Below are 12,989 nucleotides of genomic sequence, written 5' to 3' on the forward strand. Positions count from 1 at the left end.
CGCTGTCCTTGTTCTCCTGGGTCGCTGCTGCCGGTGTCACCACGTCGGCAGGGGTTCCAGCCTGCTCAGCCAGTCCTCGGGGATGCCCGCGAGACCGGTCCTGGCGCCCACGATTCCTCCCGCGATGGCGCAGGTGGTGTCGACATCACCTTGGCCGGACGCGGTCACCCACAACGTCTCGCGCAGATCGTCGAGGTGGTGCGCCGCTGTCCACAGCGCGAAGGGCACGGTGTGCGCCGCGTGCTGGTCACTTCCGTTGCCCAGCCTGCTTACCGCCTGCTGTACCGGGGCGTCGACCAGCCCGATGGCCTGCTCGATGCGTTGCCGTACCTCACTGGCAGGCGTGCGCTCGGCGACGCCGCGCAGGAATGTGGCAGGCCGCGGTGCCGTGGACCCCCGAGTCAGCGCGGCGTACGCGCCCGCGATGGCGACCGCCACCGTCCCCGCGATCGCCTCCGGATGGCTGTGGGTCACTTCCGCCGACTTCGCCGCCTCGGCCACCACCCGGGTCAGGTCTCCACCGAACCAGGCACCCAGCGGCGCGACCCGCATGGCACCACCGTTGCCCCAACTGCCCGCGCCCGCGAACTGCCCGCGGCTCAACTCCTGCCAGGTCCCGCGGCCAACGGAGAGGCGGTGCAGCAGCGTTTCCATGGCCGCGCCGTAACCACGGTCGACCTGGCTGTTCCGGTAGGACTCGGCGAACTGCGCGGCCAGCGCGTTCTGGTCCACCGCACGGTGCTTCTTCAGCACCGTGAGGAGGTCGAGGGCCATCCGGGTGTCATCGGTCCACGTCAGCTGGGCAGGCCGAGCGGGCAGCGGCCCGTTCTTGGCGGCCTCGGGACCGCCGGGGCCCCACTGGAATTCGAATTGGAACCAGGCCTGTCCGAAGGCGTCGCCAAGCGCGAGCCCGTTCAGGCTGTCCAGCACTTCCGCGGGAACACCGCTGTCTTGGACGGCCGTCAGGGCCGCCATGGCCTGCCGCTGCTCGTCGAGGGTGCCGATGAGCTCGGGTTCGGCCGGGCTGAAGATGAAGAACGACTTGGGCGCCCGTGTCATTCGCGGCGTGATGATCTCGGTGACGGTGGCGCCATTGGACATGTTCCGGCTCCCGCCGATGCAGCAGACATCGGGCCGGGCGCCGTGGACCGCGAGCCGCCACCCGAGCGGATCGAGCTTTTCGCGCAGGTCCTCGAAGGCGGCGAACAGGTCGTAGGACGTCCCGCGGACCTCTCCCCACGGTCCCTGTGCACTGACCCAGCAGTCCTCTGTGTAGGACGACACGTACTCGAGCACGGCGGCAGCCTTGCCCTGCTGGTTGAACGTGGTCACCTCGACGCGTTCCGCCGGGCTCGCTTCCGCCCTGGGCTGCTCGGTCTGAGACACCTGTTCCTCTTCTGAAGTGCTCTGCTCAGGCGTGGCGAACGTGATCGGGTAGCGGTCCAGGTAGGAGCTGTCCCCTGGCGGATTCTGGCCGAACTCCGCGACGGCATCCAGGGCGAGCCGCTCGATGGCGTCGGCTAGTTGGAGATCCTCGAGCCAGTCCCGAGGAAGCGCGGACACCCCGCGCTCCGCGCCCATGATGTTGCCCGCGACGGCGGCGGTCGAGTCGCTGTCGCCGGAGTGGTTCACCGCGGTCCGCAACGCTTCCTCCACTGTGGATGAAGCCAGGCAGGCGCACAGAGCGATGGCCAGGTTGGACTCACCGGTACTGCCGCGGCCGAGTTCGGCGGTGAGCTGTTCCGGATCGGCTCTGCCCCGGTCGGCGAGTCGGAACGCCCGCTGGACCGCCAGCAGCGTCTCCTCGTGCTCCGCCCATTCCGAAAGGATGTCCGCGGCGGTGTCGACGGCGGCCGGGATCGAGCTTCCCACGAAGAGCCGCTGCACGATCACGGCGAGTACGCCCGCGGGCAGGTATCCGCTCGGATGACCGTGCGTGAGCGCCGCCGTCCGCGCGGCCAGCGTGAAGATCTCGCTGGGCGTGCCCGGCCAGAGTGCCACCGGCGCGGCCCGCATCATGCCGCCGCAGCCTTTGGAGTCGTTGACCCGGTCCTCGAAGGTGCCGATACCGCGCTTGCCCTTGCCGAACGCCTCCAGCGCCTTCCACACGGTCCGCCCCGGCGCCTTCACCGAGAACAATTCCTGGTGTCCCAGCAGCCAGCCGTCCGGGTCGGTGTGTTCGCCCAGGAACGGTCCCGCGACCTCCTGCCACGTGCGGCCCTGGGTATGCAGCCAGCGTTGGTAGGCCTGCTGCACGTGGAGGATGGGGTCGCGCTCGCCTGCGCGACGCAACGCGATGTGTCCCCTGATCAGGCCTTCCATGGTGAACAGCGTCATCTGGGTGTCATCGGTGATGACACTGGCCACGCCCGGTGGAGTGGGACGCGCGATGCCCGTCGCACCGTGCGCGGCCCGGATGTCGCTCATCGACAGGAATTCGATGTCGGCGCCAAGAGCATCACCGAGCGCCCCACCCAACAGCATTCCGAGGACGCGGTCCTGGAGAGTGATTGTCGGCGTTTCGCCCGTCTCGCCGGAAGACATCAATTTCCTTTCCCGTCCACGCCGGTGGCTCCCTTGTAGGTGAGGTTTTCCCAGGTGGTCCCGGTTGGCATGTATTCACCGAGATCGGCGTCGAACACTACCTCGAAGCCCCCGCGGATATGTTTGTCGCCGATTCCGCCAAGGAATGAGATCTCGGCCTCGCGGTCGGCTTGCCTCAGCAGATTGTCCCGGCCGCTGCCTTGCAGGGTCGGCAGGACGTCGATGCCGCCCGGCGCGTCGATGTCATAAACCCATTTCCGTTGTCCGTGCACCGGTGTCGCCCCGTTGTGGAAGGTCTTGTAGAAGTTCGGATCTCGGGTGGTCGAGACCTGGCGGCCGTTGTTCTTGACGACCTGATCGGTCATGTCGCCGCCGGTCTTGTCCGGACGGACATGGAATCCACCGGCGTCCGAGATTGCTTCCGGTACACGGTCGTCCATGCGGTAGAGCATCTCGTCGGTTCGGCGGATGACCGTGTTGGGGCCGATCTCGTCGAAAGCGAGGTCGACGCCATCCGGTGCGGCCTGGGTGAGGTAGTCCAGGGCTTCTTTGCTTGTGGGGTCGTCGAAGCGAGGAACTCCCATCGCATCGGCAACGTCTTGGAGCCGGTGGGCTTCCTCCCGCCACTCGTTCTGCTTCAACTTCTCGACGAGGTCGGCGAGATCCCCCAGGTCGTCGGCGTTGCCGTGCGTCTGGCTGTCGTTGGGACGCGGTTCCGGCGTGGGGACCTCGTCAGGTCGGTCGCCGTCCGGTGTCTGTTCTGCGGCCGTCTCGGACCGGTTGTCGTCCTTCGCTGCCTGTTCCGCGTCCTGTCGGCTGCCGACCTCTGGTGTTCGCTCCGCATCCTCATCCGGAGCCTTCTCCGAGCGGTCAGGGTGGGGCGCCGGAATTTCCTCAGGTCGACCTTGGTCGTCCGAGGCTTTCTCGGGGCCGCGTGTGGTACCCGCGTCGGCGTCGAGCCGGGGGTCGGCCTCTTCCGACTGCTCAGGCCGGTGTTGCGGGCCGTTGGTCGACGACGTCGCGGGTTCCCGGGTGTCCGTCGGAATGGGCTTATCGTGCTCCGGCCTGCCCGCGCCGGGCGGTTCCGCGTGGCTCGGCGGTGGGAGCGGCCGGTGCGTTTCGACCACGGGGCGCGGCTGAACCGCCGGCATTCCGTGGTGCGCAATCCGGTCCCGGATCGCGTTGACGTCACCCCACAGCGCGGGCGTGGTGTGCACCTCATGCCTGAAGCGCTGCCAGCCCTCGTGGTTGCGGTGGAAGAGATCGCCGATTTCCTGCCGCAGCCGCGGGTCGCGGTGCATCGCATTCCACTCGTTGCCGCCGCGCTGCACGGTGGGATTCGGCAGACCGCTTTGGGGTCGCTGTCCCTGCCCCTGATTGGGAGGAGCGGAGTGGCGTTGTTCCGGATGGTCGAGTGCGCGGCCTGGCTGGGGATGCGCGTCGACCGAATGACCACCCTGCGGTCCGAAGGGCTGGGGGTGGTGGCCGTGCTGGATCGGCTGCTGATGGTGTTGCCCGGCCTGGTCGAACCGGGGCTGGTACTGCGGCCGATTGTCGACCGGCCCCTGTGGTCCGAAGGGCGGCGGGGCGTGTTGTACCGGGGCCGGACTCAGCGGCCTGCCGTTCTCATCCCAGATCGAGTTCCGGTACGGGTCCTCCGAACCGCGGTCGAACAACCCTCGGGAGCGAGCGCCCTCCGGCGCGGTCTCGGGAGTCTGATCGCCCCAGTTCGGCTGGTGGCCGGGCGGGAAGGGACCGCTGTGTGGATCATGGGTGCCGTCGGGCTTGAACGTGGTCCACTCGCCGTCCGGGGGCCAACCCGGCACCGGTTGGCCGTCCGGGCCGGGGCGGGTGCCGGAGGCGAAGATGTTGCCGTTGTTGTCGACCCAGGAGCGGTCCTTCGGGGCCAGGACCTCGACGTCCAGTTCGCGGGCCAGTTCGGCGGCGAAGCCGTTGGGTTTGTTGCCTACGTCGCAGGAGATCAGGCGGATGGGGCGGCCGTCGTAGGTGGGGCAGCGGCGGATGATGTCGGCCAGCTGCTTCGGGGTGAGGTCGATCGATGGTGGTTTGCCGCCGGGGTTGTCGATGCTGACCTTGTCGGTGCTGCCGTGGATGTCCACGGTGAACCGGTCCGGGTCGGGCTCGATGTTGTAGCTGGAGTGCTTGGTCGGGTCGTTCTTGTGGAACATCGACAGGCCCGCGTCGGTGGGGTTGGTCCACCTGCGGATGTCGCCCATCTCCTTGGGCAGCCAGTAGAGGGGATCGCCTGCCTTGTAGTTCGGCCGCTTCTCTTCGCCTCGGTGCCCGTCGGGTCGGGTGTCGCGGTCAGCTGACTCGTCGGGCCGGGATGGTCTGTCCTCGGGGGTGTCGTTCCTGGGGTGATCGGTGTCCGAGCGGTTCCAGTCGGGTTCGGAGCGGTTCAGGTCCGCGACGGGTGGGTTCGGCGGGGAACCGTCGATGTGGCGCTGCGGCAGATCGGGCCGTGGCGGCTGGACCGGCCCGCGCGGGTCTGTGGCGGTATCGGGGTGCCGGCGATCGTTGTGTGGTGTCGGGGGATCGGTGGGTCTGCGCGGGAACTCCGGGCCGTTGGCGGGGTGGGGATGCCGTGGAGCGGTGGGGAAATCGGGCCGGGGTGTCTGTTCTCGGGGAGTTTCCGGGCGCCCGGACGGAGCGCCGTCGGGGCGGGGCGTTGGAGGCTTGCGGAAGGTATCGGGGCTTGGCGTGTCGAGGTGGCGGGGTGATCCAGGGTTCGGCGCGGTGGTCCCCGATGGGTCCGGGGAGCGGGGCGGGGTCGAGTCGCCCAGGCGACCGCCGCCCCACGGCGGCGCGGATGGGGCGTCGGCGAATTGGGAGCCGGTGGGGGCTGGGCTCTGGCCACCGCGGTACTTGCTGGAGTGGCTGGAGTCGCCGCCTTGGCCGCCCCCGCCGCCGGGAGTGCCGCCGCCAATCGGACTGCCTGCGGTGGGAGTCGCGGGAGGGGCATGCGGGTCCGGAGCTTGGTGTGTGGGCGGTGCGGCGCTGCGCGGACCCTCGGGAGTGGGAGCATGCGGTGCTTCCGGCGCGGTTCGGGGTGCTTCGGGTGCCGCTGTCGGTGAACCCGACGCCGCGGTGGCTTCCGGGGTGGACGGCCGGACCGGTGGTTGGTCCGCGTCGAGGCGGGGTGGTCCGGCCTGCGGCTCGGAGGAGAACCGCTGGGGCTCCGCCTGCGGTGTCGGTGCGGTGTCCGGCGATTGGTGGCTTGGTCCCAATCCGGAATCGGGCGTGGGAGGGCTGTGCTGCCCGGGCGGAGGTGCGTTCGGGTCCGGTTGGTGTGACTCCGGCAGCGGATCGACGCGGTGCTGCTCGGGTACCGCGTCGGGGCGGTCGGAGGTTCCGCTGTGTGGTTGCGGGGAGGACGGCGGTTCCGGTGCCGAAGGACTGTGGTTGGCGGGGCCGGTCTGTGGTTCGGCGGACGTTCCGCCGTGCGGTGGTGGGGGTGACGGTTCCGGTGCTAGGGGCCGGTGATCGGCAGGGGCACTTGGTGATTCGGTGTGTGGTTCCGGTGCCGAAGGGCCGTGGTGTGCGGCGGCGCTCTGTGGTTCGGGCGCAGGGGCGGTTGCGCCGTGAGGTTCCGGTGCGGGAGGGCTCTGTGGCTCAGGCCGAGGGCTGGCAGCGTCATGGGACTGTGCTTCCGGTGGGGCAGTCTGGGGAGCTGCGGTGTCGGTGGGTGCGGCTGATGGCTGCGGTGGGGAACCCGCTTCCGCGTGTCGGGCGGCGTCGCCCGCGCTGGATTTGGTGGTCTTCTCGCCCGCTTCCTCCAGGCCGTTCTTGGCTGCGTCGGCGACGCCCTTTCCGATGGTCTTGCCGGTCAAGGAGCCGCCACCGGTCATTGCGCCGCCCACCACGTCGACGGCGAGTGCGCCCAGGAAGCCGCCGGGGTTGTTGGCCATCTTCTTGAAGTCGAGCATGTTGGTGATCAGCTCGCCGGGATGGGTCACGGTGTGGACCAAGCCCGCGCCCATGGCGGCGACGTTCGCCGCGTACTGACCCGGGTGCATCAGGTTGTACGGGTCCATCGGGTTGAGAGTGCGGGCCATCTTGGCCAGTTCGAGGACCGACTTGCCCGCACCGAGCACGAATTCCTTGCTGACCTCGAAGTTCTGGACGAAGCCGTCCATCAACTCGAGCTTCAAGCGCTGGGTACTGCTGGGCATGGGCGGGGCTTGTTCGGCGGCCTGGGTGATGAGCTGGGCCGCCTGCTCGCCTGCCTGCCGCAGACTGCGGCGGGCCTCGTCGACGATCTGCTGGGCCTCGTCCCGTTTGGCCTGGCCGAGATCGGTGAATGGGCCGGGGGCCACGGGGCGGGATGCGTTGGCGGCGTGGCTGACGGTCTGGTTGTACTGGGTGGCTGCCGAGTTGTAGCGCTCTACCTGCTTGTTGTGTGCGTCGCGGGCTTGCTCGGTGTCGCGGACACCCTGCTCGTACAGGTCGACGGCGCGGTCGGCGCTGCGTTGGGCGCCGTCGAGTGCGGCGCGGTATGCGTCCAATGCTCTGGCGGCGTCGGAGAAGGAGTCGGCGGCCTTGAGCCACTTGGGGGTGTGGTCGGCGAAGTAGCGCTGGAAGTTCTCGGCGGCTTGGCCCTGCCAGTTGCCGGTGCTGATGCGCTTGAACGACTCGCCGGTGGCCTCCAGGGTCTTGGCGAACTTCGTCGCCTGCTCCACCGACTCGGCGATGGCACCGATCTCACCGGGGATGATCTCCTTGGGGTCCTTGGTCTCGCCGAGTTCGCGGGTTCTGGCGCCGAGACCCAGACCCGAGCGCAGGCCCTGCTCTGCGCGGTTGAGGAGTGAGTCCACAGTGGACTCGAAGCCCGCGGCTTTGAGGGTGTTGTCGATGACCTTGCTCGCGCCGGAGGAGTCCAGCTTGCGGTCGACGAAGTCGCGCGAGTCGCTGACCAGCTCGCCCGCCTGCTCCTCCAACTCGTCCAGGAAGTCCATGGGTCAGTACTTCTCCGGGTCCAAGGCGCCCGCGATTCCCGTGACGCGGCCCGCCGCTCCCTTGAGGTCCTCGCCTGCCTTGGCCTTCGCCTTGTTGAAGCCTTCGGTGGCGGCCTTCTGCTCGGCCTCAGGGGTGCTGCGGCCGATCTCCCGGTACAGCTCGGCCAATGACTTCTCGCGGGTGGAGCCGTCTTCGTTCGTGACCGTCGTGCCGGTGCCCATGGGATTCGCGTTGCCCGCGGCGAGGCCGTATTTGAACGCATCGCCCGCCGCCTGTTCCGCCTTCTCGTACATGCTGCGGGTGTCGAGCAGGCCGTCGCGGGTCTGTTGGCCTTCCTGGATGAGGGCGCGGATGCCCCATTCCCAACGGTCGCAGAACTTCTCGAAAGCGTCGGCGAGCTCCTCGTTGCCCATGTCGGCCTCGCTCACGGCGAGGTCGCTGATACCGCGGCCGCTGGACTTGGTGTGCTGGGAACCGATCTCGCCCAGTGCCGTGACCGCGTCGTCGATGCCCTTGGCCGCGGTCTTGAGCTCTTCCGGGTTGACGCCGTAGTCGGTCAGGTTCGTCACCGGCTTGCTCCCGGGCTGTCGACGGCGACCTCGTCGGGCACGATTCCCCGCAGCGGGGGCAACGCGATCGGTTGCGGGGACAGCGGATCGACGATGACGCCGTGATGTCCGGGCAGCGCGCGGATCAACACGTCGAGCAGGTGGGCGCCGGTGGTGCTGAAGTACTCCACGCGGTCGCCGTGGTCCTCGCGCTTGGACACGAAGTCCCGCAAGGCTTCCAACGCCGTGAACACCGGAATCCACCGGGCGCCGTCGCGGTCGTAGGTGGTGACGCACGGCGGCTCGCCGTCCGCGACCTGGAAGTGGATCTCGGAGATGCGGAACGCCTGCAGCATTCGGTCCGGATCACCTTGGCCCGCATGGAAAGCCGCCGCCTCCGCGGTGATCGGCTCCGGCATGGTTGTCACGGCGGCGTCCCCTCCCCTGGCTCCCGCGACGGCGGACGTTATCAGCGCGTGATCTCCGCCGTATCGGTTTTGGCATAACCTCCCTGCCGGGGAAGTTCTTAGTGCACACCTGTTGACCAGCGTCTTTGCACGTATTGCCGCTGCCGTCGGTGGATGCCTGCTGGTCGCCTCGGTCTGGCAGGTTGAGCCGATCGGCTTAACGGATACTTGCACCGTCGCCGCGCACCGATGGTCGCTCGGCAAGGGCTGGAGGCAGCGGCGAGTCCAAGTCCGTCGATCGGGCGGATACCAGCGAGTAGACCTCACAACCGGGTGGTGTTGTTCGAAGTGTCGCAGCCGAATCGAGACGATGGGCCCATGACCGCCAGCACTGACATCCCGGGTGTCAAAGACATTCCCGGGTTCAAGATCGACGATGACCCCGATCGGCCTTCGTATCGACCGCGGATCTGGTTTGATCGGACGCCTGTTGCTGTTCGTGAGGCGCTTCGAATTCTTGACCCCGATGGCTTGGCCGATTTCGAGCGTGAGTTTCACATCGCCATGGCCGAAGCGGATGACGATTTTGACCTCAGCCGGGTTGACAAGGTGGTGAGGTTCTGGCATGGCCGAGCGATGATGTTCTTGGATGATGAACAGCGTGAGTACGTCCAAGCTGTTATCGCTCGACTCAATGCTGGGGATCAATCCGATTTCGCGGAGGAAGACCGGAAATGAGATACGAAATTCGATATAGTGACCGGGCGCAGCAAAAGAAAGACAATCTCCCGCCCGAGGGCAGGCGGGAGTTGTCGAGACTGGAAGCCCGGCTTGAAGTCGATCCCCATGGTGCGGGAACCTACGACAAGGTCCACAACAGCTGGCGTGGAGCCTTCGGTATGTGGGGTGACACCGAGTACGTGATCGGTGAGAGTACCGTCACGGTGTCGATGCTTGTTATCACCTGGGCTGGCTGAGAAATCAGCTACTTCTTCTCTTGCAGTTGTTCTTCCGCGCGGGCGGATAGGGACCGGCCGAGGGCGGTTACCTCGCGCTCCATGTTCGGAATCTCGCCGCCCGCTCGCTTCTTGACCACCCATTCCACCAGCGGGCTTGTCGTGATCACCCGGACCAGGTGGGCCATGTGGATGACGCTGGGGACGAAGACGCGGCGGGCGCGCTTGTCGATTCCGCGGGCGATGAGCTGTACGCACTCATCAAGTGACGTCACCTTGTTCATGGGCCAGGGAAGCTGCTTGCGGAAGCGGCCGAAGGCCTTCAAGTCCTTTTCGGCGTCGCGGACCATGTCGGTGTCGATCCACGACGGATGGGCACTGCCCACCTCCACACCGAGGTGGGCGACCTCGAAGCGCAGCGCCGTGGCGAAGGCCTCCGCGCCTGCCTTGCTGGCGCCGTAGGCGGCGAAGCCGGGGGTGGGGGTCATCGCGGCCAGGGACGAGATCACCAGGACGTAGCCGCGGCGCTCGATGAGGTAGGGGAGCGCAGCCTGCACGGTGCGGAACACGCCCGTGAGGTTCACGTCGACCGTCCTGGCGAAGGCCTCGGGGTCGACTTGGCGGACCGTGCCGAAGGGGGCGACGCCCGCGTTGGCGACGATCACGTCGATACCGCCGAGTTCCTCGGCGATCTGATTGGTGGCCGCGACCACCGCGGCCTGGTCCGTCACGTCGGCCTCGGCCCAGGCGTGACCGGTGCCCAGCTCGGTGGCGAGGGCCTTCAGGTTCTCGGGCTCGAGGCCGAGCAGGCCAACCTTGGCGCCGCGCTTCACGAGCAGGCGGGCCAACTCAGCGCCGATGCCCCGGGCGGCGCCTGTGATCAGGACATTCTTGCCAGCAACCGTCATGGCAGGGATGTTACCTACTGGTAGTAAGTTACGGAACAGTCAGTTTCAGCTGTGTTCGAAATGCTCGGTCTGGTAGGCCCAGATTTGTACCGGGACCCTGGTCAGCAGGCCGATCAGGAAGTTGAACCTGGCGATGATGTCGACCTTCTCCAGCTCGCGGGCGCTGTCGATGGCGATCAACGAGTCGGTGAACTTGCAGCGCCAGAACTGACGCTGTTCGGACTGCCTGATCAGCCACTGCATCAGCTCGGGGCGCATCAGGAGCTGGGCGAACTGCGGGTCGTCGCACTTGACCACGAAGCGCTCGTCGAAGGTCTGGTCGCCGGTGGGAATGCCCTCCACCGAGGTGTGCAGCGGCAGGTCAAGGCCGGTTCGCTGGGCGCGGCCGGTCCAGCGCGCCTCGATCTCCAGGCAGGGCGTGTGGCCGGGGGTGACCACGGCGATCCTGGTCTCGGCGGTCCTGGCGGGCGCGTCGTCCTCGGCCACCCTGTCGTTCTGGATGGCCAGCACAGTGTGGTCGCGGTAGTTGCCGGTGATCACCCGGTTGGTGACGAGCTCGGGAGTCTGCTGGAAGTCGATGTAGGGCAGGCCGGGGTCGCGCTCGAAGTACCTCAGCCCGTGCAGCACCGCCCACCGGCGCTGCCGGTTGTGGGAGCGCACGCCGAGCAACCAGAGCGTGAAGAACGCCGAAAAAATCAGGATGGTGGCCATGGCCAACAGTGGTGCCCAGGCCTGGCCCGTCAGGTCGCCCATTTACCGCTTCGGTCTCGTCGCTCGCCCTACCGCGGCTGCGCCAGGGATGACTGTCTATAAGGTTCATACCAGACCGCGTTACCTTGCTGTGACCTTCATTGCGTGCAAAACCGACTTCAAGATCAACTATGGCCTGCTTCACCACTGAGTACAGCGTTGCGGTAACCCATTCGGGTGATTGAGGCCACGGGCGGGTGGGGATGGCGCCGTCCGGCCGCGTTGTTCGCCCGATTAAGAGTGCCTTTGTCCGATCGACAATCAGGACAAAGTGCTTTATTGGTGGTTAGGCTCTTTTGGTTGAACCAGATAATTGCATAACTGATGCGTGTTCTGAGTTACTTCGCAGGTCAACGCAAGGTTCTGGGGTCTGAAATGGCATGTGGTCTGGGTCACTGTCCCTTGAAGCGTTGTCTCCGGGCCCTGCTAGCATCAGCCCGTGCACATCTGGTGGGGTTATTAGGCATGAGGTCATTCGCTTATTCATCTCCTTGTTGAACTGGGTATACTCAATTTTTGCTGCGTTTAGGCTACTGGGGGCTTGCGCGCCATGTCTGTGGAATTGAATTCCTCTGTTTGGACCGATCTGTGGGTTTCCGGTAGTTCGTCGGTGAATATGGACGACACGCGCATCGTCGTCCCCGGTGACAAGTCGATCACGCACCGCGCATTGCTGGCGTCGCTGCTCATGGACGAATCGGTCGACATCCGCAACGCCAATATCGGTGCCGCGGTCCGCGATCTGCTGGAGCCGATGTCGCAGCTGGGGTCGGTGGTCCGGCAGTACGGCAGCACCCTGCGGGTGCACCGGGAGCGGCCGCGGCAGCCCGATGCCCGCCTCTACGTGGGCGGCTCCAGCGCCGCAGGTCGTCTATTGATGGGCATCCTCGCTGGTCAGGGCGTGTCCGCAACCATCGATGGCAACGAGGTGCTGCGTAATCGCCCGATGGAGTGGGTGGTCGATCCGCTGCGGGCGCTCGGCGCCGAAATGGAGTACCTGGGTGAGGAGGGCCGCCTCCCGGTCAAGATCCACAGCGGCGTGCACAAGAGCGCGGAAATCAAACTCGAAATCGGCAGCGCGCAGGCCAGGTCGGCGGTGCTGCTCGCCGCCTGCGTGGCCGGGGTGCCGGTGGTCATTCACCACCCGGTGCGCTCCCGGGACCATACCGAGCGGCTGCTTTCCTATCTCGGCGCGGATATTGTCGAATCCGAGCAAACGGTGGAATACCGCGGCGGACGGCTGCGTACAACCGGACGCTTCGATGTTCCCGGTGACCCGTCGCTGGCCGCATACCCCGCGGCGTCCTGGCTGTTGTCCTCGACCTCCGCGGTTCTGCGGATCGCGGGTGTTTGTCTCAATCCCACCCGATTGGGCTTCTTCGAGGTTCTTCGCAATGCGGGCGCCAATATTTCCTACACCGATCAGGTCGAGAAATTCGGCGAGCTGGTCGGCACCATAGTCGTGCAGGGCGGACTCGGCTCGGTGCGCGGTATCGAGGTGGCCGACGAGTTCACGCTGCACTCGCTCATCGACGAGGTGCCGCTGCTGTCCGCGGTCGCCTCCCGAATCGGCGGTCGTTCGCGCATTTCCTGCGCCGAGGAGCTCAACTTCAAGGAGACCGACCGGCTGGTCACCAGCACGGAGATGCTCCGCCCGTTCGGGGCGAACGTCACGCACGACAGCTCCAGCCTGGACATCACCGGCGCCGACCTGCGGGCCTGCCAGGCGCCGAGCTTCGGCGACCACCGCGTCGGCATGGCCGCGGCGACCCTGGCGGGAAGCCTGCCCGGCCGGTCGACGGTGGTCGACGGCTCCTGCTACGAGACCTCATTCCCGAAGTTCGTCGACGTCATGCGCTCCGTTGGCGTCGATCTGGGGCACGCGGAAAGGGACTGATC

General features: G+C 66.9%; 9 protein-coding genes. 3 read left to right on the forward strand and 6 right to left on the reverse strand.

Annotated elements, in window-relative coordinates:
• Window positions 1–36: 36 nt before the first annotated feature.
• Genes ACU6XJ_RS13060 through ACU6XJ_RS13075 form a run of 4 tightly spaced genes read right to left on the reverse strand, consistent with a single transcriptional unit; the run spans window position 37 to window position 8,488 of the window.
• Window positions 37–2,544, reverse strand: coding sequence for an ADP-ribosylglycohydrolase family protein (locus ACU6XJ_RS13060; protein ID WP_476310308.1), 2,508 nt, complete (start codon window positions 2,542–2,544; stop codon window positions 37–39).
• Complete coding sequence (locus ACU6XJ_RS13065; RefSeq protein ID WP_476310310.1) at window positions 2,544–7,520, reverse strand: putative T7SS-secreted protein; 4,977 nt, start codon at window positions 7,518–7,520, stop codon at window positions 2,544–2,546. Before ACU6XJ_RS13065 ends, ACU6XJ_RS13060 begins: the two co-directional genes overlap by 1 nt.
• Window positions 7,521–7,523: 3 nt before the next feature.
• Entirely contained in the window at window positions 7,524–8,090 is a 567-nt protein-coding gene (locus tag ACU6XJ_RS13070; protein ID WP_476310313.1) for a hypothetical protein, read from the reverse strand.
• Complete coding sequence (locus ACU6XJ_RS13075; RefSeq protein ID WP_476313989.1) at window positions 8,087–8,488, reverse strand: SseB family protein; 402 nt, start codon at window positions 8,486–8,488, stop codon at window positions 8,087–8,089. Before ACU6XJ_RS13075 ends, ACU6XJ_RS13070 begins: the two co-directional genes overlap by 4 nt.
• 366 nt (window positions 8,489–8,854) lie before the next feature.
• Between ACU6XJ_RS13075 and ACU6XJ_RS13080 the strand changes: the two genes are divergently transcribed.
• Window positions 8,855–9,214, forward strand: coding sequence for a DUF6247 family protein (locus tag ACU6XJ_RS13080; RefSeq protein WP_476310316.1), 360 nt, complete (start codon window positions 8,855–8,857; stop codon window positions 9,212–9,214).
• Window positions 9,211–9,453 (forward strand): hypothetical protein, encoded by a 243-nt coding sequence (locus ACU6XJ_RS13085; RefSeq protein ID WP_476310319.1) that lies wholly within the window; start codon window positions 9,211–9,213, stop codon window positions 9,451–9,453. Before ACU6XJ_RS13080 ends, ACU6XJ_RS13085 begins: the two co-directional genes overlap by 4 nt.
• Window positions 9,454–9,461: 8 nt before the next feature.
• Here ACU6XJ_RS13085 and ACU6XJ_RS13090 read toward each other — a convergent pair whose 3' ends face one another.
• Window positions 9,462–10,340, reverse strand: a complete 879-nt coding sequence (locus ACU6XJ_RS13090; protein ID WP_476310322.1) for an SDR family oxidoreductase — start codon at window positions 10,338–10,340, stop codon at window positions 9,462–9,464.
• A 45-nt stretch (window positions 10,341–10,385) separates the two neighbouring features.
• On the reverse strand, window positions 10,386–11,093 hold the full coding sequence (locus tag ACU6XJ_RS13095) for a hypothetical protein (RefSeq protein WP_476310325.1): 708 nt from the start codon (window positions 11,091–11,093) through the stop codon (window positions 10,386–10,388).
• Window positions 11,094–11,706: 613 nt separating this feature from the next.
• Between ACU6XJ_RS13095 and ACU6XJ_RS13100 the strand changes: the two genes are divergently transcribed.
• Window positions 11,707–12,987 (forward strand): 3-phosphoshikimate 1-carboxyvinyltransferase, encoded by a 1,281-nt coding sequence (locus ACU6XJ_RS13100; RefSeq protein WP_476310327.1) that lies wholly within the window; start codon window positions 11,707–11,709, stop codon window positions 12,985–12,987.
• Window positions 12,988–12,989: the final 2 nt, after the last annotated feature.

Source organism: Actinorectispora metalli (assembly GCF_056323685.1).

Coding starts and splice junctions, on each gene's coding strand:
- ACU6XJ_RS13100 (WP_476310327.1), top strand. CDS start 11,707: ATGGACGACACGCGCATCGTCGTCCCCGGTGACAAGTCGATCACGCAC.
- ACU6XJ_RS13095 (WP_476310325.1), bottom strand. CDS start 11,093: ATGGGCGACCTGACGGGCCAGGCCTGGGCACCACTGTTGGCCATGGCC.
- ACU6XJ_RS13085 (WP_476310319.1), top strand. CDS start 9,211: ATGAGATACGAAATTCGATATAGTGACCGGGCGCAGCAAAAGAAAGAC.
- ACU6XJ_RS13090 (WP_476310322.1), bottom strand. CDS start 10,340: ATGACGGTTGCTGGCAAGAATGTCCTGATCACAGGCGCCGCCCGGGGC.
- ACU6XJ_RS13065 (WP_476310310.1), bottom strand. CDS start 7,520: ATGGACTTCCTGGACGAGTTGGAGGAGCAGGCGGGCGAGCTGGTCAGC.
- ACU6XJ_RS13075 (WP_476313989.1), bottom strand. CDS start 8,488: ATGCCGGAGCCGATCACCGCGGAGGCGGCGGCTTTCCATGCGGGCCAA.
- ACU6XJ_RS13060 (WP_476310308.1), bottom strand. CDS start 2,544: ATGTCTTCCGGCGAGACGGGCGAAACGCCGACAATCACTCTCCAGGAC.
- ACU6XJ_RS13080 (WP_476310316.1), top strand. CDS start 8,855: ATGACCGCCAGCACTGACATCCCGGGTGTCAAAGACATTCCCGGGTTC.